We start from the raw sequence: 24,830 nt of genomic DNA, 5'->3' as shown, positions 1-24,830 counted from the left end.
TAGCTCACACATTCCAATTAGAAACCTTCACCATAAACTTACTAAGCTTCTTTCTCGGTTAGTAAGCGACTTAGATTACTTAAATGCACTTAACATTGATAAATTGAGCTTATTCCCAATAACCGATAATAAGCTTTTCCTGTTCAACTTAAATACGTCGGCATGTTGCTCCAAACACGCTATTCTTGATAATTTTTTTACGTCTTCCTCGTTATTCCTGAAAACTCCATAGCTTTCTTCACTAGTAACAACACCTTTTATTTTATTGGCTTGCAACGAAGTTGAATCTATTTTTCTCGTGATTTTAGGGAGCTTTTTCATATAAGTCTCACTGAATGTATTTGAGACTAGTTTCTGTTTTCGAGCTTTACATGACCAACGATAAAAGTTAATTTTTAATATTAGATGAACTTATATTGTGACTATGGATAGAAGACTAAGGTGGTTAAACAATTTGCTCTGCTTTGAAGTGGCAGCTAGACACGAAAGTTACAGTAAGGCTGCTGATGAGCTATGCATTACGCAAGCTGCAGTTAGTCAGCAGATGCGTCAATTAGAGCAGAATTTACAGGTTAAACTTTTCAGACGAAGCGCAAGAAGGATGCTACTGACTTCTCAGGGACAGGTACTCTTTGAAGCTTGTCAAAATGGCTTTAGTGAAGTTATAAACGGTTTAAACAAAGTTCAAGAAGAGCCATTAGAAGGAAGTTTGACAGTGAGTACTACACAGGCGTTTTGTGCTCTGTGGCTGTTACCAAATTTATTTAAATTCTTTAATCAGTATCCAGATATAAATATTAATACTTTTGCCTCCAATAGAATAGAAAGCCTGCACGATGGCAAGATAGATATCGCAATTCGCTTTAGTACTTCGACTTCGTCAATTATGGAGGATGGTTTAGAGGTACAAAAGTTTGGTGAAAATGGAATTGTTCCAATTTGTTCACCAGGTTACAAACAAACGCTTGCGTTGAATACTCCATCTGATTTGCTTAATGCTAGATTACTTGCCCTAGCTTTCGGAGACAGAGCTAATTGGGAAAGTTATTTTGAGCACTGCAATATTGATATTACAAACAGAAGCTTAAAAAAAACAGAGATCTCCTCAAGTGACCTGGCGTTGAGCGCAGCACTAACAGGTCAAGGTGTAATGCTGGCATCAGACGTAATGATTGGTCAATATGTTAAATCAGGTCAGCTTGTCATTCCGTTTAATATACCTCACCCGGTACGTTGGAAATCCCATTTTGTATACCTTAAGAATTCGCCACGTAAAAAGCGTATCGCTCTCTTTTGTCGCTGGTTAGCTCTGCAAATGGAAAATGATGAAGCGCTTGTGAACCTAGACTAGTTTTTTCTAAACGCCTTCTCATTTAATGTTATACGTTACGTGTAAGAGGCTAAACGCACATTGCGTTCTTGCTGATGCTGTAAAATGTAGAGCAAGAGACTAATAGCAATGAGGAATCAGCGCGCGCGTTCACTGCCCAAAATCAAACTTACTCTTCAATCTCTCGTACGACTTGCCCGTAGGCCAATAAAGCGAACAGCCCTGTTCCTCCCACGATATTACCCATCAGCGTTGCGCCTATTAACCCAGCGGTTTCACTAAGGCTTATGTGCCCTTGAAGAGCCAATAAAAAGAGTTCCGTTGAACCAGCTATCACGTGGGTGAAGTTACCGATGGCAATAAGGTAAGTGAAAATAACGATCATTAATATTTGAGAATGCTTAACCGAAGGCTTCATCCATACGATAGCGGCTATGATAAACCCAGACGTAATACCGTAAGAAAAAGCGTCTGATGGTGTTAGCTCGGCGTAATGTTTAGATATTGCCGTCATTCCTTCGACAAGCTCTGGTGGAACTGCTTGCAGGCCGTAGCTGAAAAACGCCGCTAGAAATGTGCCAACCATGTTTGCAACAAAGACGATACTCCACAGTCGCGCAATGCACGCTCCCATATAAAGAGATGGCTTACTTAGCAATGGTAAAATAACTGACAGCGTATTTTCGGTAAATAGCTGTAGCCTCCCTACGATAACCATTATAAAGCCCACCGTATAACCTAAATTTTCTATCACAAACTGATAGGGAGAACGAGAAAAAAGGTGGTGCAGGATGCCCTCAGCTAAAATAGAGAGAGAAATACAAATACCTGCCGCAACCCCAGACCACCACAGCGACATCATAGGCCGCTGGAGCTCTTCTAGCCCTTCCCTGTGGACAATCGCGTACAAAGAAACAGAATTTAAGCCCTGATTATTTCTGACATCTTTTTCTTCCGTATGGCTCAGTGCTACATCTTTACGTCGATTATCCGCTTCACTCTTTTTATTCGACATCGAATTGTCCCGTCCTTTTTATTCAACACATATATTATTGCTAATTGTAACTACGTGCTTTGTCACCTATTTCGGTCATGATCCCCACCCTAAAAAGTATAAATTTGAATGCCTGTGTACTTTTCGAGAAAACATTTAATCAGTGTCTTAGGAACAGGGATAAGTATAATTATCAGGCAAAATATCGAAAATCCCCTACGCTTAATCAAATTGTGCTTTGCGGAAAGCTAAAACAGAGATGTTTCCGCTAAAGTTCTCACTCAAACGTTCCGCTCAATGCGGGTTACACTCATTCTAGCTAAGTTAGTATCCATGAAAAAAAGCTACTCTTTGTCGTCTAAACTCATGTCTGTTGTAGGCATTCTATTTATCTTACTCGCACTAGTGTTTATTGGCGTAAGCTATGTGCTCCTTGAAGGTACAGAGCGTAAGATCGATCAGCACGTCAATTCAGAGGTTGTAGATCAAATAGAAAAGACAGTATCAGCAAAGGCAGCGCAATTTGCAGCTCAAACAGAAGCTCTGATTAATAGTGCGCACTACTTGCCCACGGCCCTGGCAGCCCAGTTAACCTCTAGTATTGAAACAAGTGACGAATTGTCGTTAAGCAGAGAGCAGACAGAGCAACTTGTTAGGAGTGTGCTAACAACAAACGTTACATCAAGTATGTATGCTCAATTCGAAGCAAATTTGTTTGACGGCAAAGCGGCAGAAAACATCAGCGGGAGAACACATTCGACACCCGGCAAGGGAAGCTTTGAAGTATACTTCATTCGCGGCGCTAAGGATTTGCCAGAGCAAGTTTTGATAACCGACCCAACACTTAAGCACGACACTACTCTAGATGAGTTTGGCTTTAGAGCAGCAGAGTGGTATTTGTGTAATAAGGAAACGCTCACGCCGTGTGTCTCTAACCCATATAAATACGAAATCCGCGAAGGCTACAGCGAGCTGATGACAAGCCTAACGGTTCCGGTGATTGCAAATAATCGTTTTCGCGGTGTGGTGGGCACTGACTTAAACCTCCCTATTATTCAGAAACGCGCTGAAAGTTTAAAAGCATCACTTTACGGCGGTAATGCTGAAGTTTATGTCGTAAGCCAAAATGGTTTAGTAGTTGCAGCAACGAGCGCGAAAAGTAAGTTAGCGCGTCCATTTTCTGAAATATTTAGCGATAAAGAGAAAAGTAGCCGCCTGCTAGACGCAGAGTCACGGTCAGGTCTCTATGAAAGCGACGGAATGTTATATGTTTCACAAGACATATCGCTTGATGTCGCTAAGGTAAAATGGAAAATGATTGTTGGCGTTGATAAAACCCATGCGCTGGCACCGATCACTTCACTAGAGGCAATGATCTCTTCGTCAGTAACCTCATTATTAACAACTCAACTAATTGTAGCGATAGTATGTACCGCTATTGCCCTAGCTCTGGTTTTCGCGTTCACAAAGAGTATTATTCAGCCAGTGCGACAAGTCGCGCAGAGAATGGAAGAGCTTGCGGGGCAAGGCGGCGATTTGACCCAAGACATTCATGTTGATTCCCACGCGGAACTTATTCAGTTGAGCGAAGCTTTCAACTTATTTAAAGAAAGAGTACGTGAGTTACTAGAGCAAGCAAAACAGTCGTGTGCCCATGTTATAGCGCAAAGTGAACAAACGCAAAGCCATGCACAAAGCACAAATTCACTTATTCAAGTTCAACAGGCCGAAATTGATAGTGTCGTTACTGCGATTACGGAAATGTCGCAAACTGCTCAAGAAGTAGCGGGGACCGCTGCTGACGCAGCCACTAATGCGGATAATGCCACAAGTTCCGTAAAACAGACGGAAAACGAAATTTCAGAATCAACACATTCTGTAATAGCTCTATCGACGGAAATGCAAAACGCATCTGACGCAGTCCAAGCGGTTTCTCAACGAAGTGCTGATATCAAAAAAATCCTCGACGTTATTGGCGCAATAGCTGACCAGACCAACCTCTTGGCACTTAACGCTGCTATCGAAGCGGCGCGCGCCGGAGAAAATGGCAGAGGATTTAGCGTAGTGGCGGACGAAGTCCGTTCTCTTGCTTCTAAGACAGCTGAATCAGTAGGTGAGATTGGCAAGGTTATTACAGCGTTGCAAAGCGAAGTTGATCATACGGTAAACACCATTCACACTGGCAGCCAGAAAGCGGAAGGTGCAGCACAGCTTTCACGGTCAGCGCTGGAAAAAATGCAAACCACTGTACTTCAAATCGGTGAGATAAGTGAGCGTATGACTCAGATGGCAGCGGCCGCAGAAGAGCAGAGCCAAGTCAGTGAAGAGCTAAACAGAAACATGGTAGTAATAGGCAATGCCACAACTGAAGTATCAAGTAATTCACAGTCATCGGCAGAAAGCTCAAAAGCCATCTTTACCGCGGTTAGCAAACTAGAACAGCTTTTGGCCAAACTGAAAACGCAATAGCAGCAAGCGTGAGTATAACAACAGCTTGAATTGCTATTTTTTAGGGACTTCGAACTGTGGCAAGTACAAGTGGATTTCTAAGACCACGCTAACAAAGGGCCTGCATTGATCTGTGCGGGCCCTCTTCTTTTACATGTTATACAACAGGCTATTACCAGTAAGGCAAATAGTCTATTTTCCGCCCATCCCTTATTGCTGTGAAGTATTAAGCAGTACTGGTTTACCTAGTCCAAGTGCCTCAAGACGCTCAAACTGCGTTGCTTTATCCCCAACAATTAGATAAATCATCTTGTCTGGATGCACATAATCGCGATAGAGGCGTTTAACCTCTTCAACGGTCAACGCTTTCACTTCTGCCTCTTGCCTTAATACGTAATCATCGGCAAAGCCAAAATCACTGATTTCGCTCACCATATTCAACTTTGCGCCGAGAGTTTCAAATGCGCGCGCGCCAGACTTAAGCGTGAAGCCTTTGGTAATAGCAAGATCTTCAGTTGAGTAACTATCATCAAAAGACGCCAATATATCCATAATCGCCTGCGTGGCTTCAAGCGTCACATTGGAACGAACTGAGCTTCGAATAGTAAATTCGCCGGTATACTGGTCGCTAGAAAATGACGAGCGAATACCATAGGTGTAGCCTTTATTTTCGCGAAGTTCTTGCATAAATTGCGAGGCAAAACCTCCTCCACCCAACCGGTAGTTCATTACGCCGACCTTGTAGGCGTCCTGATGATTAACGTTAAGCGCCGAGTGCCCGAAGTACAACACTGACTGTTTCGCGCCGGGAACATCGTAGAAAAACAGCTGAGCCTTTGAAGGTAAAGTAGGCTCAGACACCGTTGGAAGTGTTACCTTTTTAGACTCCCAATTATCGCTGAGCGTGGACAAAGTGCCTACAGCCTCTTGTTGACTGATATCCCCCACAATACGCAGCTTAGCGACGACAGGTGAAAAATTACTTTTGTAATACGCCTGTAGATCATCAAGGGTGATGTTTTGAACCGATTCGACGTTACCCAGTGTCGTCCGGGCAAATGGGTGCGCTTTTCCGTAAAGCAACGTTTTAAACTCTACAGATGCGATAGCGTTCGGGTTTGCTTTAATTTGTTCAATCTGATTTCTCACATCATCTTTGGCAAGTTCAAACTCCGCCTCATCAAAACGGGGGGAAAGGATGACTTCAGAAACTAACTCCATTAACTTACCGTAGTGTTTAGATAATACAGTACCGCTAATAGTTAAGTCAGTTTCAGACGCGCTAGCTTCCAATGACGCACCTAAAAGCTCAATTTCTTGCTCTAACTGTAGAGCTGTTTTATTAGCTGTACCTTTCAGCAAAGTTTCGGCAAGTAAATTGGCTGTACCTGTTTTATTTTCTGAATCAAGTAACATCCCACCTTCGAGTTTTAATTCAAAGGCGACTAACGGCACCTCGCTATTAGAAATACCCGCCACTTCAATGCCAGAAGACAATGTGCTTTGCCAAACTTTTGGTGGAGTAATTTCTATGCTATCGCCATAACTAGGCTCTTGCGTGCGATCAAAAGATGAGGGGGTGCGTTCATATTCACTAGCAACGGACGCATCAAAGCTTTCTTCGGCGTTCGCTACTATCTGCTCTTCGACTACCTTAGCTTTTGTCGAGCCATTGAGCACCAACTCTTGTCCGCCTTTAGGTACGAAGCTTGTAGCGACGTAAGGCTTGTTTTTCAAGTAGGTGTTATATACGCGCATTACGTCTTGTTGCGTAACCCCTAGAATTTTTTGGACGTCCTGACTTATGAAATCTGCGCTACCCGCAAAAATTTCGTATTGTGCTAGCTGAAACCCCTTACCTAACACGCTGGACAACCCTTGATAGAATTGCGTTTCTTGCCCTGCTTTTATACGTGCCAATTCTTCTGAAGAAATGCCTTCTTTTTCAAAGCTAGATAACGCTTCGCCAATACCTTGAGCAACTGCATTGAGATCGACACCATTAAACGCCATAACTTGCAGTTGTAATTGCCCTGCTACCTCTGCGTCATACCCGTAAAGGTAAACATTACTGGTAAGTTTCTTTTCATCAATAAGTACTTTGTTCAGTGGCGCATTTTTGCCTTGGCTAAGGTATTGAGAAAGCACTTGCAACGCATAGTAGTCTTTGTGGTATTCGGGCACGGTAGGCCATACCATAGTTAAAAGTGGCGCTTGGGCGAAATTGTCAACGTGGAATCGTTTTATCGTCTTATTGAGCTTAGCAGGTTGTGGCGGTAACTTATGGATTTGGTTTCCCGCGGGAATTTCGTCAAAGTACTTTTTAACCCAAGCCTTTGTTTGGTCTACATCAATGTCACCCGCAATGGTTAACACCACATTGTTAGGTACATACCAAGTTTCAAAAAATTCTTTAACGTCAGACAGTGTAGCGCTTTGTAAGTCTTCAAGTGAGCCAATAACTTGCCAGCTATAGGGGTGCCCCTCGGGATAGAGGTTCTTGTCAATCACGTATTGGTTATGTCCGTACGGGCGATTATCGACACTCTGGCGTTTTTCGTTTTTTACTACCTGCTTTTCTTTTGCGAGTACGGGCTCTGTCACCGTGTTAATAAAGTATCCCAGTTTATCGGCTTCAGCCCAAATCATCTTCTCTAAGGCGTCAATGGGGACCGTTTGATAGTAATTAGTACTGTCACGACTGGTAGAACCGTTAGCCCCAGAGCCACCAATTCTAGCACTGAGTTTGTCTAAACCCCCTTTTCCTAAATTTTCCGATTCTAGGAAAAGTAGATGCTCAAAGAGGTGGGCAAAACCGGTACGACCTTGTTTCTCCCGGGCCGACCCAACATGGGCTGTCAACGCCACTGCGGCCACCGGGTCTGACTTGTCTACATGTAATAGTACAGTAAGCCCGTTATTCAACGTAAAGCGTTCATAGTCTACGTTTAACGATGATGCGCTCTGAGATACAGCTTTAGTTTCCTCAACAGAAACTGACTGGCTTTTATCAGCATAACCCGTGGTATAGGTGCATCCTACCGATATTGTAATTAATGCAGTAACAGCTACGGCAGCATATATTCGTTTTCTATTTAATCTCGCGCGCATCGTTCTTATTTCTTTACTAACTAAAAATGTAACAAGTACCACAAGCGCGCTGGCAGTGCACGAAATTAGCTTTAGTCGTAGCGTTTTAACTACATAAATCGTACCTAATACATTTTTATTCAATGCTCACAAAAGCAACTTTAAGTAATTGTTCTTAAATTACCTTTAATAAAAACACTGAGTGGGAAAGCATGAAACTTGAGGTAATTCTCTTTGTGCAACGACACAGTTAGTTACATTTTCCACATCGTTAAGTTGAACGAACAGGTTAGATTAACCTCTATATACAGTGAAAAGGGAAGCTTCAAAAGCCTTTAAATGAATTTACAAGATAAGAACAGCGAGAATGCGATTGTGAAAAACATTAAAGAAAGCGTAAAAAACCACCTGCCTTTTATTTTATTTGTTATTTTGCTTTTCTCGTTTAGAAGCAGTGTTGCTGACTGGTACTATGTTCCCTCCGGCTCTATGGAGCCAACCATCAAAGTGGGAGATCGAGTGGTTGTCGATAAATCTGCATACACGCTAGAACTCCCCTTTACCAATGTAGTGATCGCTCAAACAGGCGATATCAAACGCGGCGACATTGTGATTATTGACAGCACCGCCGCTAATACAAGGCTCATCAAGCGAGTTATTGCCGTAGAGGGCGATAAAGTTGAACTGGAAAACAATGTACTATTTATAAACGGTGAGAAGGCAGCATTATCCCCCTCAGGTAGTCAGGTTTATTCTGAAGAAATTTTGGGGCACAGCCGTACTATTGCACTTAATCCGATACCAAGCCCTGCAAAGAGTTTTAATGTAGTTACCGTGCCTAAAGCTCACTTACTTGCGATGGGCGACAACAGAAACAATAGTGTAGATTCCCGCTACTATGGATTTATTCCAGTTGAAGAGGTTCAAGGCAAAGCCACGTCTGTGGCGTTTTCTCTAGATACGCACAATATGTATTTACCAAGAAAAGACAGAGTTTTTACCACTCTTCAATAAGCTCGGTTAGGTACGGTCTTTTTGCAAAATAGCTATGAGACATTTACTTACGTTTAAATTTGCGTCACTACTAGAGTGATCAGATTTACAAAAGTTGCTGCTTTTTGTGTCTACTGCAAAATTTAGATTAATTAGATCTCTTTCAAAATATTACAAATTACCCGCCTACCTTTGCGCTATTTTTATCCATCAACTCAAGTTTTTAAGTTGAATAATTACGTGCTACCCCACTATTTGTAAGCAATCTTTACCTTTCCTTAATTATTCATATTTTGCGAAAAGCATGCGTTAAAGTAAGAGTTGGTTTACACATTTTGTAACCAAGAGTCACATCTTTCGTGTTTTTCCCTATTGCAACTTTAGTATTAGGAGTGCTATTGATAATTTCGCAACATAGCTATGTTGCGAAAACACACAACAAGTAAAATGGATAATAAGGAAATAACAATGAAACAAGGTCGTAAAGTAAGTGCAATTGCAGTGGGATTAGCACTTTCAGGATTAACCTCTCTATCTCCTGCGTATGCACAGCAAGCTGACGAAGAAGCAGCCAACCTTGAAAGAATTGCAGTTACCGGTTCTCGTATTAAGCGCACTGATATGGAAGGCCCCTCTCCTATTCAATCAATTGATGCAACTATGATTGAAGGTATGGGTTATGAAAACCTTCAACAACTACTTGAACGTATGCCTGCTACTGGCGCAGGAACCTTTTCAACCCGTAACAACAGCCAAGACTCGACCGCAAACGGTGCAGCCGCAGTATCGCTTCGCGGCATGGGACCTGACGCGACACTGGTATTAATTAATGGTCGCCGCGTGGCAATTAGTGCATTTGCAGAAAGTATCACTAATTCATTTGTTGATATTAACTCTATCCCAGTATCTGCCATTGAGCGCATTGATATCTTAAAAGACGGCGCATCGGCTATTTATGGTTCAGATGCAGTAGCAGGTGTAGTTAACGTTGTACTTAAGAAAGACTATGAAGGTCTTGAGATTAACGCCGGCTATGGTGGCACTACTGGCCCAAGTTATGATGAAACCACTGCAAGCATCTTATGGGGCTCTCAAAGCGAAAAGAGCAGCGCTACTGTTATCATAGACTACTTTAACAACAGCACATTAGGCGCTGATGAAATGGGTCGCTACGGTACCGCAAACCAATCGCCTTATGGCGGCATGGATTTTCGTTCATCGCGCGGCTACCCAGGTTACTTTTATGTAGATGGCGTTAAAACAATCGACCCTGATTGTCCGGAAGATAGCGCTACGGCTTCAGGCAGCTGCTTGTTTGATTAAGGCCCTTTCGGCCTCGTAATTCCTTCCTCTGAGCGCGTAGGCTTTATTGGTCAATTTGATTACAAAATTGGCGACGAAACTACAGCGTTTATGGAACTTGCTATGCAGCACAATACGTCTGAAGCAGGCGGCGCTGCAACACCGCTCGATGAAGATGCAGGTTTAACCGTTCCAGGCACCCATCCTAACAATCCTTTCGGTCAAGATATCGAAATTGGTCGCTATCGCCCTGTTGATGCTGGCGCGCGCCGTTGGGACATCGAGTCTGATACCCTTCGCTTAGTCGCGGGCCTACGCGGTACATTTAATGATTACGACTGGGAAGCGTCGGTACAAAAAGGTCGCAGCCGTTCAGAGCAAAGCGGTGACCAATCACAAGGCTGGGTTCGCGTTGACTGGTTACAAGAGCAAATCGATCTTGGAAACTACAACCCGTTTGGCGGCGTAACTAACCCGCAAAGCGTTATTGACGAAATTACCACCAGTTTAGTGCGCCGTGGTGAATCTCGCATGACCAGCGTAGATGCGCACATCACGGGCGAAGCCTTTAACTTTGGCGACGACGTAGTCATGATGGCGGCTGGCGTTGAATATCGTGAAGAACAAGTTTCAGATGTACCAGACGTTCAATTCCAACGCGGTCTAATTTTTGGTACAGAGTCGGTATCAGCTTCAGCAGAACGCGACCAATACGCAGCGTATTTAGAGCTTTCAATTCCTTTGGCTGAAGAGCTAGAACTTCAATTAGCTGGCCGCTATGACCACTATAGCGACTTTGGTAGCACAACCAACCCTAAAATTGCTTTACGTTGGGCACCGAGCGACGAAGTGACAGTGCGTGGCTCTTGGGCGCAAGGTTTTAGAGCTCCATCTCTTGCACAAGTTGGCCTTGGTCCATCACAAAAGAGCGTATTTTTTGTAGATAGATACCGTTGTGAAGCAACCGGTCAAGACTGTGAATCACTGGATTACAACATTGAGTTCGCTGGTAACCCTAACCTTGGTGCGGAAGAATCTGAGTCATGGAACGTAGGTGTTATCTATGCCCCTATTCAAGAGCTTGGATTAAGCATTGATGTATGGAGCATTACCCAAGATAACAAGATTGACGAACAGCAGTTTGGTCTTGTTTACGACGCAGAGTGTAATAATCAAGACAGTACAATTTGTGTTCGTTTAGACCCGCAGCAAGGTGAGTCGCTAGGTGTTATTCAGAAAATTTTCAACACCTACCAAAACGTCTCGTCACAAGAAGCTTCGGGTGTAGATTTCAGTGCTAATTACAGCATGGAACTTCAAGAGTACGGTAACTTACGCTTTAACCTTGATTGGTCTTACATGAATGAGTTTGAAAAAGACGGTCTAGAATACACGGGCGAGTACGGTTACCCAGAGCACCGCTGGTTGTTCGGCACAACATGGTCAAAAGGCGCATTTGATGCCAACCTAAACATCAGCTTTGTAGGTGAATTTGAAGACACGCCAGACATTAACTTCGACGGTGTGCTCGACTTTGAAGAGAACACGTCAAGAACCGTTGATTCTCAAATGTTAGTAGACTTGCAGATTGGCTATAACTATAGCGATAACCTTCGCTTAGTAATTGGTTCAAACAACCTACTAGATGAAGAGCCACCATTTGCTATTGGTGATGGCGATAGCGACCTCTATGGTTATGTAGGTAGCGTACACAATCCTCGTGGCCGCTTTGTTTACTCTAAACTAACTTACCGCTTCTAAAAGTAGCTCAAAAGAAAAAGCGCTCGCTGGCATTATTTTGCCACGAGCGCTTTTTTATATGCGTTTATTGAATCTGCCTAATAGAACAGATATTCAAAAAGAACCGTAGTAAGCCATGCAAAAATAACAGGCAAAGCGATCATCACGTATACCAGTATCTTAGAGCCTAATGTTTCGGCTTGCCAAGCATCCATCATCTTTACGTTGAATCTTCGCTTTAGCAAAAAAGTGTAGAAAATTACTAGTATTAAAATAATTATAGCTTTTAGCATTCTTCTTTACCCCCACTCTCTAGTAATGACCTTGCATAGAAAGCATCGGTCATTGTAAACCTCTGTTTTCCTATTAGGATTACTCGTCTGTCGTTTCCTCATACTGAGAATCAACGGCGTTACCTATCGCACCACCGCCTAACCCTAAACCTACAGAACCAGCTAAACGCCCAACGCTACCCACCGGATTGAAAAAGCCAGCACCTGCACCAACTAAACCTGCTGACCATAGGGATTTAGAACTAGCGCCACCACCGCCTGCTATAGCCGCGCCATAAACGCCTCCAACGGCTCCTGCAAAAGCGCCTATAATATTAGCAATCCATGCTCCGCTGACCTGTTCTAGCTCTTCTTGTGAAAGCTCGTGCCCATTTAAATTTATGTCTCTTTCCATGATTTTTCCTTACAGTTAATATGTTAAAGCACTACCAATACATTAATTTCCTTGAAATGTAGATGCGTTGACGAAAACACTATATCTGTAAAAATTAGAAAAAAGACCTGTTCTGAGTACCTGAGTACCTGATTACCTGATTACCTGATTACCTGATTACCTGATTACCTGATTACCAAGTATTTTTAACTATGGCTTTGTATTAAAAACTCGAACCTCAGTTTATTTAATGCTATCCATAAAAAATGCCAGCTTAGCTGGCATTGTTATAAACGAACCCACGGTAGATATCGAACTTACATACCAAAGTGAATAAGCACAAGGTTGCCAATAGAGGCGCATAGCATAGCAAGAAAAGTTAGTATCATACCCGCGAAGCGCTGCCAACTCACGCCTGAATGACGTCCGAGTCCATAGGCATGCAACGCACGGCCAAACAGTAGTGCGCTACCTAAAGCGTGAACAGCCCATACTTGACCTGTATTAGCTTCAAAACACGCTATCATAATAAGCGTAATGGGTACGTATTCGCTAAAATTACCATGCGCTCTGGCTAATCGATTGAGATCTTCATGACCACCATCGCCTATTCCAACTTGGTGGCGACGCCTTGCACCAATTACTAAAAACGATAAATAAAGGTAACAAATACCCAATAGGCTGGCGTAAAACGCCGTGATAGGCAAAACCATGGTCAACTCCACATGTTATAGTTATAGCGCGTTATTTCGATTAGCGGATAAATTGTATACTTACTTAGTAACATTAAACGTTATCCGCTGATAAGTTACAAGCAACAAAAAAGGCCGCATAAGCGACCTTTTATAAACCTTTTTAGCAATTAGCCTAAACGCTCTGCTAATTCAGCACTTACTTCTTCAACTGGACGCGTACCGTCTAGCTTATGGTATTCGCAGTTCCCTGCTTCCGCTTCAGCGCTATAGTAGTTTACAAGTGGCTTAGTTTGCTCGTGATAAATGGCTAAGCGCTTGCGAACTGTTTCTTCTTTGTCGTCATCACGGACAATTAGTTCGTCACCGGTTTCGTTGTCTTTACCTTCCACTTTAGGCGGGTTATAAACAACGTGGTAAACACGACCCGATGCTGGGTGTACACGGCGGCCGCCCATACGCTCAACAATTACATCATCTGGAACGTCAAATTCAATGCAGTGATCAACGGAAACGCCGGCTTCTTTCATTGCGTCAGCTTGCGGAATAGTGCGAGGGAAGCCATCTAGCAAGAAGCCTTCTTTACAGTCATCTTGTGCAATTCGCTCTTTTACTAGACCAATGATAATCTCATCAGATACTAGCTTACCTTCGTCCATTACACGCTTAGCTTCAAGACCTAGCTCTGTACCTGCTTTAATCGCAGCACGAAGCATATCGCCCGTTGAAATTTGTGGAATGCCATATTTGCCCATTAAGAATTGAGCTTGTGTGCCCTTACCCGCGCCAGGAGCGCCGAGAAGAATGATTCGCATGAGTGCGTTCTCCGCTTATGATTTTTGAACTTTTTACTTCGGGCACTTTACACATTCAACACTGTAGTGACAAGTGTAAGGAGTACCGTAAAGTTAATCTTAAGACTAATGGCGAATATATGTTCAGCTTATAGGCAAATTTGAAAGTTTATGCCTATACCCTTAACTGTATTGCCTGACTATTCAGTTCTACCAAGACTAAATTACCCAACGCCTAAAATGATTAACTTGAAATTTTTTAACCGCCAAAATATAGCACATTAAAACAGACAAACTGATCTTTGTTGGTGGTAGAAACAAAAAAACGGGCATTACGCCCGTTTTTAAAGGTAAACCTATTAAATTACATCTTATTTTGCCAACTTCATTAATAGAGTGTTCAAGTTCTGAACAAATGTAGATGGATCTTTCAGGCTACCCTGTTCCGACAGTGCGGCTTGGTCAAACAATACACCAACCCACTGGTTGAATAGCTCTTCATCTTGCGTGTCGGCAAGCAATTTAACTAAGCTATGCTCAGGGTTAAGTTCAAAATGATACTTCACGTCCGGCACGGCTTGTCCCGCAGCTTGCATTAACTTCATCATTTGCGTAGTCATGCCGTTGTCATCGGCAACGATAACGGCAGGAGAGTCAGTTAGACGGTGCGTGAACTTCACGTCAACAACCTTGTCACCCAGTGCTGTTTTCGCTCTTTCTAATACGCCCTCAACTTCTTTTTCTGCTTCTTCTTGCGCTTTCTTAGACTCTTCGTCTTCTAAGTCGCCTAAATCTAAGTTTCCTTTAGCAATCGATACAAACTGCTTCTCGTTAAACTCAGTTAGATGAGACATTAACCATTCGTCAATGCGCTCGCCCATAAGTAGCACTTCGATTCCCTTCTTACGGAAAATCTCAAGGTGTGGGCTAGATTTCGCCGCTTGCAGACTGTCTGCAGTTACGTAGTAAATCTTATCCTGACCTTCTTTCATTCGCTCAATATAATCAGCTAGTGAAACTGTTTGTGCGTCTGACTCACCGTGTGTCGATGAGAAGCGCAATAGACCAGCAACTTTTTCACGGTTGCTGAAATCTTCTGCAGGTCCTTCTTTTAGAACATTACCGAATTCATTCCAGAACGACTGATACTTTTCGCTATCGTTCTTCGCCATTTTTTCAAGCATTTGCAGAACGCGCTTTGTACAGCCTTGGCGAAGCGCTTGGGTAACCTTGTTATCTTGAAGAATTTCACGAGACACGTTAAGTGGAAGATCGTTGCTATCTAGCAAACCTTTCACAAAGCGCAAGTAGGTTGGCATAAACTGCTCTGCGTCATCCATGATGAAAACGCGCTGAACGTAAAGTTTAAGACCGTGACTTTGATCGCGATTGAACATGTCAAACGGGGCTTTAGAAGGAATGTAAAGTAAGCTTGTATACTCGGTTTTACCTTCTACTTTATTGTGTGCCCAAGCTAAAGGATCAGTAAAGTCGTGAGAAATGTGCTTATAGAATTCGTTATATTCCTCATCAGAGATATCTGATTTATCACGAGTCCATAGTGCAGTAGCTTTATTTACAACTTCCCATTCGCCAGGCTGAGCTTCTATTTTCTCGCCTTCAGGGCCCTCACTCTCGGGCACCTCATCTTTCCACATTTGCACAGGAATGCTGATGTGATCTGAATATTTGCTGACGATAGAACGAAGACGCCAAGTATCAGCGAATTCTTTTTCATCTTCGCGAAGGTGAAGCGTAATCTCTGTACCGCGAGTAGGTTTGCTTATTTCAGCGATAGTGAATTCACCTTCACCGTCTGAAATCCACTCAACACCTGTAGACGCATCTGCGCCAGCAGCGCGGGTACGAACAGTAACCTTATCTGCAACGATAAACGCCGAGTAGAAGCCTACGCCAAACTGACCAATAAGCTGCGAGTCTTTAGCGCTATCGCCAGAAAGCTTACTAAAGAAGTCTTTAGTGCCAGACTTTGCGATGGTACCCAAATTTGCGATTACTTCATCGCGGGTCATGCCAATACCGTTATCGGTAATTGTAACCGTGTTAGCTTCTTTATTGACGCTCAACTTTACATTTAAATCGCCATCGTTTTCGTAAAGGCTGTCATTTTCTAGCGCGCGAAAGCGTAGTTTGTCAGCTGCATCAGCGGCGTTTGATACGAGCTCGCGTAGAAAGATCTCTTTGTTTGAATACAAAGAGTGAATCATCAGTTGAAGAAGCTGTTTTACTTCTGTTTGAAAACCGTGGGTTTCTTTGTGGGCTGCTTCAGCCATAATCCAATATCTCCTCGTTGAATGGATCACGTTTGATGTTTAACAGGTAAGGTCACTGAACGCACTTTTCAACGTTTAGAGCGAAAATTAATTTGTAATGAGCAGACTTTTTTATGAGACGGGATGATGTAGGCTATTTTGCAAGCAATAAAAAGAAAATAGCGTTAAACAGGCATAAAGACTTTTAAGAAAAAACATAGCGTTTCACATCCAATAAAAGCAAAACGCTAAACATAAAAACTACAGTTTGCGGCGACCTGAAAATGCATGGGTAAGTGTATTACCATCGATATATTCAAGCTCTCCACCAACCGGAACACCGTGTGCGATTCGAGAAGCATCGACGTTATGACTTGTGCATAGCTGAGCGATGTAATGTGCCGTGGCCTCCCCTTCTACAGTGGGGTTTGTAGCTAGGATAACTTCATTGATACCACCAGCAGCAAGGCGAGCTTCAAGCTCGGTTAAACCTATTTCTTCTGGTCCAACACCGTCTATTGGCGACAAATGCCCCATAAGAACGAAATACTGACCTTTGTAGCTCAGCGTTTGTTCTATTGCCAAGACGTCTTGAGGGCTCTCTACAATACACAACAAACCGCTGGTTTCTCTTTCTGGGTGACGGCAAATATCGCATAGCTCATCTTCGGTAAACGTTCTGCAACGCTTACAATGATGAATATGCTCCATTGCATTGTGTAACACATTACTTAAATCTATAGCTCCCGTGCGATTTCGCTCTAGAAGATGAAATGCCATACGTTGAGCGCTTTTATTGCCAACGCCAGGAAGACAAGTTAATGCTTGTATTAATTCTGAGAGTAGCGGACTGAACTTCATAATATTTACTGCTTAGGTATTTGTTCTGGTTGTTTCGGGCTTTCGCGGTATTTAATCACGTTACGCTTTGCTTGGTCGAGTTTAACTTCGTACACGTTGCCGCCGAACAACCCTTTATACTCCTCATCGGTGAACACAAGGGTATTATTATCATAAAAAGTTACTGCTTCTTTTTGTGTTACCACACCTAAGTCAATTCGCGATACGTCACCACTGAAAAAATTATCACTTTCGAAATTTTCGAAAAGCCACAAGCTGGTTGAATCAAGAAGCACTAATTTGGTTCTATCAGGGCTTATTGCGGCAGAGGTAATCCAGCATAACTTTTCAAGTGTGGTACATGTTTTAAATTCACCAATAAGCTTTGCATCAAAGTTTGCTGCATGGTCGCCCACTTTGTATAGTTTTGTAATGCCATCGAAAGGCTTCGTTCTATTTTTGGTAAATAGATAAAGGTTTCGTTTGTATTCAACAAACGCTTCTAGATCGTAGTTTTTATCCTCGGGCTTTACTTTTCCTTTTCCCATTTCAGGGTAAGTAAACTTTATTATTTCTGCTTCAGTGGTTTCACCTTCAATATCGATAGGATTTTCAATTTTATAGATAGTTAACCAGCGACGTTTATTGTCATTATTGCCAAAGTCTCCTAAAAAGAAATGACCAAAACTGTTTTGCGTCATGTCTTCCCAATCCACGTTCTTCGCGTTAGTAACGGTTACCTCTCTCTCTATTGTGCCGTCTTTATTTAGCATATAAAGTATAGGCCCATCCCCGCTATCGTTTATGGCCCAAAGCCTTTTAAACTTGTCGAATTCAATACCTGAAATTTCTTTGAGCTTGGGGTCAACTGTCACTGTTTTCATTTTAAACAGCTCATGGATACTCATAAAAAACAATACGGCAGCTACGGGCAGCAGAATAACCGTGGTGATAACTAAGCCTTTCCTTAGCACTACATACGCCTCTAATTTGGATAATAAAACTCGAATTTAGATTTCCCCATTTTGCCTTAGACAAATTAGAAAGTAAGGTCGGGGATTTTAGATACCATAATATAACGAAGTACCCTCGATTTAAGACCATTTTTAAATGGAGGTGTATTCTAGTGCGATATACGCCCTGACGTCGATAGAATTTCTCTGATAGGGATTAGTGAAAGGTCAACACTCAAAAAAAAGCTCTGGTAACTACCAGAGCTTTTTAAATAGACATACTTTCCGTTTTGATTCTGCCTTTTAGCAAGTAACCAAAAGAAAAAATCAAGCAGGTATCAATTGATTGTATACTTTAAAACGGCATTTTGAAGCCAGGAGGTAGTGGCATACCGCCGGTGACATCACCCATCTTTTCTTTGCTAGTCTCTTGAACGCGACGTACCGCGTCGTTAAACGCCGCTGCGACCAAATCTTCAACCATGTCTTTGTCGTCGTCCATCAATGATTCATCAATGTCTACACGGCGTACGTTGTGATTGCACGTCATGGTTACTTTAACCATGCCAGCACCCGCTTCACCTGTTACTTCAATTTTTGCTAGGTCGTCTTGTGCTTTTTGCATGCGCTCTTGCATTTGCTGCGCCTGCTTCATGATATTGCCCATTCCACCTTTAAACATAATTTTTGTCTCACTTCGTTTTGGTGTTAATAATTTTGCTATCGCGCTTTAACCGAATCGGTTAGCACTGACGCATCGAAAGTCGATAGCAATGTTTGAATTGTATCGTCGGTCTTAATTACCGTATGTGCATGCGCATGACGCATGGCATGAATCTCTTGTTGTAACGCAAAAGGTGTGGATGATGGTTCACCTAACGTAATATTTATTTCTACGTTTTCACCCAATCCATGATGTATTGCATCAACTAATTGCTTTTTTGCACTATCGTTTAATAAATGCGTCTGACTATGGTCAATTTCAAGGGATACTTGATTTCCATTTCGAGAAAATGCTGCATGCAACACTAATTGCTTAAGAAGCCCAGCGACTGGCATCTGTTCAACCAAGTTACTCCACTCGTCAATTTGACTTGCATGTATTAGTTTACTTCCATCATTTAGATAGGCTTCTAGCTTCCCGTCATACGTACTGCTGAGCGGCGTGTCAAAATTTAGAGCATCTCGCGCAAAAGACCATTCACCTGCACCTTCCACTTGTTTTGGAACACTGCTGTTGTTTGCATGGCTGTTAGAAGACGTTTCAACGAAGCCAGAGTTTTCAAAGTGTTGAGGTGGTAGATTATCGTAATCTGTAGCCCAAGGTGGCATATCATCAACGGGCTTCACTTGGCTTACTTGCGTATCTGCTTCGTCATTTGAAAAAGGTAAATCTTCTTCAAAATCATCAAGAGCAAAATCGTCCTTACTGCTTACGCTAGACTGGCCATCTTCAGCTTCACTAACGTTCATAGTGTCGGCAGGTAATACCTGAGCGCCAGTTCGTGGAGTTTTTGAATTTGCATTTTCATGCAGAGAGTTGTGGTAGCCTTCAATGCTTTCGTTTTTAGCCATTTGAGGGCTATTTTCGAGCTCAGGGCTGTTGTTAAGCTCAAGGCTGTTATCAAGTCTAGCGCTGGTGCCGGGCTCTGCGGGTTCTACTCCAGCACTGTTGCTCTCGTTGCCAGCATCGTTTTGCACCGCACTATTGTCAGTACTATTGTTAATAGTGTTTGTAGTTTGTGCAGCACTTAAAGCTTCGCTTTTACTTCTGGTAAAGCGCGCTTGAATATCACTCGCACTTTCCGCCTTAGCATTCGCTACGCTGTTGCTTTTAGCATCGGCGTCTTGGGCTTTCTTTTGTTTAAGCTTTTGACGAAGCGCTAACATATCAGCTGTAGAAGTAAGCTGTTCCTCGGCGGTTAACGATGACGTTTCTCTGTTGATAGAATCGGTACCTGCCCCATTTCCTTCATTAACAGGGTTGCCATCTGTTTGAACACCGTTTGCAGAATCTGTCTCGTTCTCGTGCGCCAATGACTCGCCGTTAATATGAGAGTCTTCACCGTGATAGCCTTCAACACCGAAAAGTCCATCGTCTTCTGATGGAGGTGGCACATCATCCATATATGCATCTAACGGTGGTTCATCATAATACTGTTCAGCTTGAGGCGCGCTAGCCGACGTTGGCTCAGACTGCGCCTGCGCCTCCGCGTATTCTGTTCTTTGTGTAGCGCCTTCTACCGGCAACACTTCATCAACAGGTGAAGGAGGCTGCTGTTTTGCAGGTTTATCATCAAGTGTAGCGTAGGTATTTAGACCAGTTGTTTGAGTCGGCGCTTGATCAGTTTTTACATTGGACGAAATTATCGAAGTTTCTGGTTCACCTAGCCCACTTTCGTCGTCTGCTGAATGGTCTTCTTTGACCTCATGCTCAAGCTGGGGATTCGATTGCGATTCAGGCAGAGGCTCTTCTTGCGGCTCTCGTTCTACATTTGGTACACCAAGGGGCTCTGAGGTGGGTGATGCACCGGCTAATGACTGAGCAAAGGTAGATTCTACCTGTACTTTGGAAGGCGTCACCTCCTGCATCTTGGTTGCAGAAGTTTCGCTTAACGGCGCTTCCCCCTGCTTACCAACGTTTCCCGGGCCACCACTGGAAGAAGCATGATCTACAGGTAAACTATGCTCACTCCTCCCATTTTCAATTTCACTTGAGGTGTTTTCAATGGGAATATTTGGAGCAAACGACATCATACGCATTAATGTCATTTCAAACGCACTTTTACCGTCTGCCGCAAAAGGTAGGTCTTTTCTACCTTGAAGTGCAATTTGATAGAGTAACTGCACTTGTTCTGCTGGAATGGTTTTAGCTAATTGAAAAATCGCTTTAGCCGAAGTGGTTTCTAGCTTACATGCTTCAGGCACCCATTGAGTCAGTGCTATTTGGTGTAATAGACTAGCTAGCTCGCTATGAACATTGTCATAATCAGGAGCTTGCTCTGCTAAATCGTTTACCAATTGCAATACATCAGCAGGACTCTTGCTCACCACGGCGTGAACCACTTTAAGCAGTTGGTTCTTGTCCATCAATCCAAGCATGTCGGTTACCACCGATGCCAGAACTTGATTTCCACCCTGAGCAATAGCTTGATCAGTTAAGCTTAACGCATCACGCATACTTCCGTGGGCAGCTCTGGCTAAAAGCGCAAGCGCTTGTGGTTCAAACGGTAGCTGCTCATGCTCTAAAATATGCTTTAGCTGTCCAACTATTTGCTCCCGAGACATAGCTTTCAAATTGAATTGCAAGCAACGAGATAAAATAGTTATTGGAAGCTTTTGAGGATCGGTGGTCGCTAATAAAAACTTAACATGTGGGGGTGGCTCTTCTAACGTTTTCAACAGCGCATTAAAACTGTGCTTTGAAAGCATGTGTACCTCATCAATAAGGTACACTTTATAACGTCCACGAGTAGGCTTGTATTGCACGTTGTCAAGAAGCTCGCGAGTATCCTCGACCTTGGTTCTTGACGCCGCGTCAATCTCTAGCAAATCAACGTAATTACCCTGCTCTATTTCTTTACAGGTATTACACTGACCGCAAGGGTTAGCCCCTTGTCCTTCTTCGCAGTTAAGGCTTTTTGAAAAAATACGCGCAATGGTGGTTTTACCTACACCACGCGTACCGGTGAAAAGGTATGCGTGGTGTAAACGATCGTTATCCAAAGCGTTTGAAATGGCAGAGACAACATGTTCCTGACCTACAAGTTCGCTGAACTTGCCCGGTCGCCACTTCCTTGCTAGTACCTGATAACTCATTCTTACGTATTTCGCCTTTTGCTAGTTATGCTTTATAGCGACTATTCGCCTTCAAATTCGCAAATTGAGTAGCTTTCAATATCAAGCTGATTCAATTTTTGCTCGCCACCTAAGTCGGGTAGATTAATAATAAACCCTGCGTGGTTTATTTCGCCACCTAGTGAACGGATTAGCTTCGCTGATGCACCTATAGTACCGCCCGTTGCAAGTAAATCGTCAATAAGAAGTACTTTATCGCCCGGCTCTATGGCATCTTTATGGATTTCTAATGTATCCATGCCATATTCCAGCTCATAGCTTTCGCTAACAACTTCGCGAGGAAGCTTATTGGGTTTTCTCACTGGAACAAAACCAATGCCCATTTCGATGGCCAATGGCGCACCGAAAAGAAACCCGCGCGCTTCAGTACCTGCAATTTTGGTAAAACCCATACCCTGATACTTTTCTACAAGTAACGAGATACAGCTACTGAATGCTTTGTGATCTTCTAAAACGCTGGTCACATCTCTAAATAAAATACCTGGCTTAGGATAGTCAGGTACGGTTTTCACTACTGATTTAATATATTCTGCAGTCACAATTTTGCCTTGAATGTCTGCGTTATAACCAGAAGGTGAACCAGCCGGCGATGATATGCATCAACGGGAACGCAATTAAAGTTACTAGCGATGCTAGAAAGTACCACTTGTTATAGACTTCTTTGAAATCTGAATTGTCAGCCATTTGCACTACCTAAACAATTTTATGAACAAAAAAATGGTGCTAAATGTTAATCGAAAGCAGGCATGATTGACAGCGATAATGTGATCGATCGCTCACTTTCAGACCAGATCCTACCGAAAGTTTAATATAAAGCAGGTAAATAGTGATTGTGAGTTAGGGCCGAGTGTTATTCTTGTACATTTTCCCAGCGATCTATATGTTATCTAGATATGACAAATCTTTGAAGATCTAAAAAGCCTAAATCTAACACGGTGGAGATGGCTTACAGATGCTAGGATATTGGAATCAATATTCCTTTTTGTAACATTTCGGTAAGAGTTTGATTCATGCCATTTACTAGTGCGTTCGAAGGTATTTGTGGAAGTTGTTGGCTCAAAGATTCAGCTAACTCTTCTATCTTCATTCCCTGGTCACTTTGTTCAAGCGTATTGACTAAAATAGCAGTGACAGGATTAACGTGAGCAAACTGTATGTCAAAATCACTGTCTCTATATACTACATAGAATTGTTGTACCTGTGAGGGATGCTCAGGCATGTAATCCTCTCCAATCAAATGAACTTCGTAGTGGTACGCTGCTAACGAAGCATACGGCGATACACTTATAGCAGTAACAATATGATCTGGAGTATAAAACTCAATATTCTCTTGGTTTTTTCTTATACTGACATCAAGCTCTAGCCATTCATAGTGAGCTAGTTCCGCGGTGAAAGCGGGTAAAACGATATCGAGGTTCGGCTCTGTTGAAAGGTATTCTACAAACTCTTTACTGATCTCGGAAAAATAGGGCGAACGGCATTCATGCTCAATAAAAAACTGACGCACAATGCTCTCCCATCCTTTCTCACCATATAACTTCAATACAATAGATCGTAAAACCGGAAACCCTGTGCTAACAAAATTGTCTATATTATTGAAAAAAAGTGATTGATAGATCTTCATCCGACGAGCGTTATCACTGTCACTGTCGCGATAAGTTCGCGGATCTTTGATCGCGCTAACGAATACTTTTTGCGTAGTTTGAAATGACTGAGTCACGCGACACTTCCTTTGATGTCCGACGACCGGGAAGCAGTACATCTTGATTGAATATGCTTAATCTTCTGAACTTCAGCTAACAATTCGCTTAAAGGAGGAATATTAAAATCACGCTCTAACAAAGTCGGAAACACTCCGTGGCTAAGATAGGCATACTCCAGTAACTCCCATACTGGCTCAATTACATCTGCCCCATGTGTATCAACTTTTAAATCCTCAGCTTCGTCATAATGACCGGCAATATGCCCATAGACGATTTTGTCCGAAGGTAAGCCGTTAATAAACGTTTTTGCATCATATTTGTGGTTTATGCTGTTTACATACACATTGTTTACGTCGAGAAGCATTTGGCACCCCGATTCCCTCAATATATTTGTAGTGAATTCAAGTTCGTCCATTTCTTGGCCTGGTGCAATGTAATAAGAAACGTTTTCCAAGACCAGCGGTCTTTCGATAATATCTTGAACTTGACGGATGCGAGAGACCACATGAGTGATTGCTTCTTCAGTGAAGGGAATTGGCATCAGATCATACATGTGGCCATTCCCTGAACAAAAGCTTAAGTGCTCGCTGTACAGAGCAATATCGTTGGTATCTAAGAATTGCTTAACGGTTTTTATAAACTCAACATCTAGTTTGTCGCTACTTCCTATAGACAATGATAAACCATGAGTTGTAAAGGAAGCCTGCGAAGATGCTTGCTGAAATTGTTTTTGATATTTACCGCCAAGCGGGATCCAATTTTCAGGTGCTACTTCCCAAAAATCGACCTCAGATGGCAACGTTGGTAAAAGCTCTTTTAGCATTTCCCGACGAAACCCCAGACCTGCGCCATTGATGTTTTTCATATCTTCCCCTTTTTACCGCTTGGGATTGCAACATTGCTATGTGCTCATCTGACAAAAATGGCCATCATTCGACAGCCATTTTTTGTTAAGCGTTAACCGCGAAGTCTTACATCATTTAAATTAATGCTACGCGATGTTATTAAAATGGCGATTACATACTACCGCATTTACCTTCGCCACACTTTCCTTCCTTTGCTTTCTTGTCTCCGCCACATTTGCCTTCGCCGCACTTACCTTCTTTGTCAGCTTTCTTGTCGCCGCCACATTTACCTTCGCCGCACTTGCCTTC

The 24,830-nt window shown here is 42.8% G+C and carries 18 protein-coding genes and 1 pseudogene; 4 read left to right on the top strand and 15 right to left on the bottom strand.

What is annotated here, in order from left to right:
- Positions 1–75: 75 nt before the first annotated feature.
- Entirely contained in the window at positions 76–321 is a 246-nt protein-coding gene (locus KL866_RS07460; protein WP_025255781.1) for a hypothetical protein, read from the bottom strand.
- 103 nt (positions 322–424) lie between these two features.
- Here KL866_RS07460 and KL866_RS07455 point away from each other — a divergent pair, with 103 nt between their 5' ends.
- Positions 425–1,351, top strand: a complete 927-nt coding sequence (locus KL866_RS07455; RefSeq protein ID WP_214994374.1) for a LysR substrate-binding domain-containing protein — start codon at positions 425–427, stop codon at positions 1,349–1,351.
- A gap of 148 nt (positions 1,352–1,499) precedes the next feature.
- Here the strand turns inward: KL866_RS07455 and KL866_RS07450 are convergent, their stop codons facing one another.
- Positions 1,500–2,345, bottom strand: coding sequence for a formate/nitrite transporter family protein (locus KL866_RS07450; protein ID WP_025255783.1), 846 nt, complete (start codon positions 2,343–2,345; stop codon positions 1,500–1,502).
- 312 nt (positions 2,346–2,657) lie between these two features.
- On the opposite strand from KL866_RS07450, the gene KL866_RS07445 reads away from it, so the two are divergent.
- Positions 2,658–4,793, top strand: a complete 2,136-nt coding sequence (locus tag KL866_RS07445) for a methyl-accepting chemotaxis protein (RefSeq protein ID WP_025255784.1) — start codon at positions 2,658–2,660, stop codon at positions 4,791–4,793.
- A gap of 189 nt (positions 4,794–4,982) precedes the next feature.
- On the opposite strand, the gene KL866_RS07440 is transcribed toward KL866_RS07445, so the two are convergent.
- Positions 4,983–7,883 (bottom strand): pitrilysin family protein, encoded by a 2,901-nt coding sequence (locus KL866_RS07440; protein ID WP_214994372.1) that lies wholly within the window; start codon positions 7,881–7,883, stop codon positions 4,983–4,985.
- Between the two features lie 318 nt (positions 7,884–8,201).
- Here KL866_RS07440 and lepB point away from each other — a divergent pair, with 318 nt between their 5' ends.
- Together lepB and KL866_RS07430 are read left to right on the top strand one after the other, a co-directional pair.
- Positions 8,202–8,876 carry a signal peptidase I gene (lepB, locus tag KL866_RS07435; protein WP_051511235.1) on the top strand — a complete coding sequence of 225 codons (675 nt, stop codon included), beginning with the start codon at positions 8,202–8,204 and terminating at the stop codon, positions 8,874–8,876.
- Between the two features lie 447 nt (positions 8,877–9,323).
- Positions 9,324–11,918, top strand: a pseudogene (locus KL866_RS07430) (TonB-dependent receptor).
- Between the two features lie 351 nt (positions 11,919–12,269).
- Here KL866_RS07430 and KL866_RS07425 read toward each other — a convergent pair.
- The 12 genes from KL866_RS07425 to KL866_RS07375 form a co-directional block, all read right to left on the bottom strand.
- Positions 12,270–12,584, bottom strand: coding sequence for a hypothetical protein (locus tag KL866_RS07425; RefSeq protein WP_214994370.1), 315 nt, complete (start codon positions 12,582–12,584; stop codon positions 12,270–12,272).
- A gap of 296 nt (positions 12,585–12,880) precedes the next feature.
- Positions 12,881–13,276, bottom strand: a complete 396-nt coding sequence (locus tag KL866_RS07420) for an MAPEG family protein (protein ID WP_025255789.1) — start codon at positions 13,274–13,276, stop codon at positions 12,881–12,883.
- Between the two features lie 149 nt (positions 13,277–13,425).
- Positions 13,426–14,070, bottom strand: coding sequence for an adenylate kinase (adk, locus tag KL866_RS07415; RefSeq protein ID WP_025255790.1), 645 nt, complete (start codon positions 14,068–14,070; stop codon positions 13,426–13,428).
- A 350-nt stretch (positions 14,071–14,420) separates the two neighbouring features.
- Positions 14,421–16,343, bottom strand: coding sequence for a molecular chaperone HtpG (gene htpG, locus KL866_RS07410; RefSeq protein WP_025255791.1), 1,923 nt, complete (start codon positions 16,341–16,343; stop codon positions 14,421–14,423).
- Positions 16,344–16,583: 240 nt separating this feature from the next.
- Positions 16,584–17,183 carry a recombination mediator RecR gene (gene recR, locus KL866_RS07405; RefSeq protein ID WP_025255792.1) on the bottom strand — a complete coding sequence of 200 codons (600 nt, stop codon included), beginning with the start codon at positions 17,181–17,183 and terminating at the stop codon, positions 16,584–16,586.
- A gap of 5 nt (positions 17,184–17,188) precedes the next feature.
- The gene (locus tag KL866_RS07400; protein ID WP_025255793.1) at positions 17,189–18,136 is read right to left on the bottom strand and encodes a hypothetical protein; all 948 of its coding nucleotides are present in this window, start codon (positions 18,134–18,136) and stop codon (positions 17,189–17,191) included.
- Between the two features lie 334 nt (positions 18,137–18,470).
- On the bottom strand, positions 18,471–18,797 hold the full coding sequence (locus KL866_RS07395; RefSeq protein WP_014950049.1) for a YbaB/EbfC family nucleoid-associated protein: 327 nt from the start codon (positions 18,795–18,797) through the stop codon (positions 18,471–18,473).
- A gap of 38 nt (positions 18,798–18,835) precedes the next feature.
- Positions 18,836–21,934 (bottom strand): DNA polymerase III subunit gamma/tau, encoded by a 3,099-nt coding sequence (gene dnaX / locus KL866_RS07390; protein WP_214994368.1) that lies wholly within the window; start codon positions 21,932–21,934, stop codon positions 18,836–18,838.
- Positions 21,935–21,975: 41 nt separating this feature from the next.
- Complete coding sequence (apt, locus tag KL866_RS07385) at positions 21,976–22,512, bottom strand: adenine phosphoribosyltransferase (protein ID WP_025255795.1); 537 nt, start codon at positions 22,510–22,512, stop codon at positions 21,976–21,978.
- A gap of 22 nt (positions 22,513–22,534) precedes the next feature.
- On the bottom strand, positions 22,535–22,657 hold the full coding sequence (locus tag KL866_RS20455; protein WP_256253717.1) for a hypothetical protein: 123 nt from the start codon (positions 22,655–22,657) through the stop codon (positions 22,535–22,537).
- Between the two features lie 271 nt (positions 22,658–22,928).
- Positions 22,929–23,693: a DUF2063 domain-containing protein gene (locus KL866_RS07380; RefSeq protein WP_025255796.1), complete on the bottom strand. Its 765-nt coding sequence runs from the start codon at positions 23,691–23,693 to the stop codon at positions 22,929–22,931.
- Positions 23,690–24,541 carry a DUF692 domain-containing protein gene (locus tag KL866_RS07375; RefSeq protein ID WP_025255797.1) on the bottom strand — a complete coding sequence of 284 codons (852 nt, stop codon included), beginning with the start codon at positions 24,539–24,541 and terminating at the stop codon, positions 23,690–23,692. Before KL866_RS07375 ends, KL866_RS07380 begins: the two co-directional genes overlap by 4 nt.
- Between the last annotated feature and the right edge of the window lie 289 nt (positions 24,542–24,830).

This window comes from Alteromonas sp. ALT199 (genome assembly GCF_018619335.1).
Classification (GTDB): Bacteria; Pseudomonadota; Gammaproteobacteria; order Enterobacterales; family Alteromonadaceae; genus Alteromonas.
The sequence above is the reverse complement of the archived record's forward strand: the minus strand, read 5'-3'. Positions and strand labels throughout refer to the sequence as shown.

Bases quoted from the DNA above. Each gene is read 5' to 3' on its own strand.
- KL866_RS07455 (WP_214994374.1), top strand. From the start codon at position 425: ATGGATAGAAGACTAAGGTGGTTAAACAATTTGCTCTGCTTTGAAGTG.
- htpG (WP_025255791.1), bottom strand. From the start codon at position 16,343: ATGGCTGAAGCAGCCCACAAAGAAACCCACGGTTTTCAAACAGAAGTA.
- KL866_RS07420 (WP_025255789.1), bottom strand. From the start codon at position 13,276: ATGGTTTTGCCTATCACGGCGTTTTACGCCAGCCTATTGGGTATTTGT.
- adk (WP_025255790.1), bottom strand. From the start codon at position 14,070: ATGCGAATCATTCTTCTCGGCGCTCCTGGCGCGGGTAAGGGCACACAA.
- recR (WP_025255792.1), bottom strand. From the start codon at position 17,183: ATGAAGTTCAGTCCGCTACTCTCAGAATTAATACAAGCATTAACTTGT.
- dnaX (WP_214994368.1), bottom strand. From the start codon at position 21,934: ATGAGTTATCAGGTACTAGCAAGGAAGTGGCGACCGGGCAAGTTCAGC.
- KL866_RS20455 (WP_256253717.1), bottom strand. From the start codon at position 22,657: ATGGCTGACAATTCAGATTTCAAAGAAGTCTATAACAAGTGGTACTTT.
- KL866_RS07375 (WP_025255797.1), bottom strand. From the start codon at position 24,541: ATGAAAAACATCAATGGCGCAGGTCTGGGGTTTCGTCGGGAAATGCTA.
- lepB (WP_051511235.1), top strand. From the start codon at position 8,202: ATGAATTTACAAGATAAGAACAGCGAGAATGCGATTGTGAAAAACATT.
- KL866_RS07425 (WP_214994370.1), bottom strand. From the start codon at position 12,584: ATGGAAAGAGACATAAATTTAAATGGGCACGAGCTTTCACAAGAAGAG.
- KL866_RS07440 (WP_214994372.1), bottom strand. From the start codon at position 7,883: ATGCGCGCGAGATTAAATAGAAAACGAATATATGCTGCCGTAGCTGTT.
- KL866_RS07450 (WP_025255783.1), bottom strand. From the start codon at position 2,345: ATGTCGAATAAAAAGAGTGAAGCGGATAATCGACGTAAAGATGTAGCA.
- KL866_RS07460 (WP_025255781.1), bottom strand. From the start codon at position 321: ATGAAAAAGCTCCCTAAAATCACGAGAAAAATAGATTCAACTTCGTTG.
- KL866_RS07445 (WP_025255784.1), top strand. From the start codon at position 2,658: ATGAAAAAAAGCTACTCTTTGTCGTCTAAACTCATGTCTGTTGTAGGC.
- KL866_RS07395 (WP_014950049.1), bottom strand. From the start codon at position 18,797: ATGTTTAAAGGTGGAATGGGCAATATCATGAAGCAGGCGCAGCAAATG.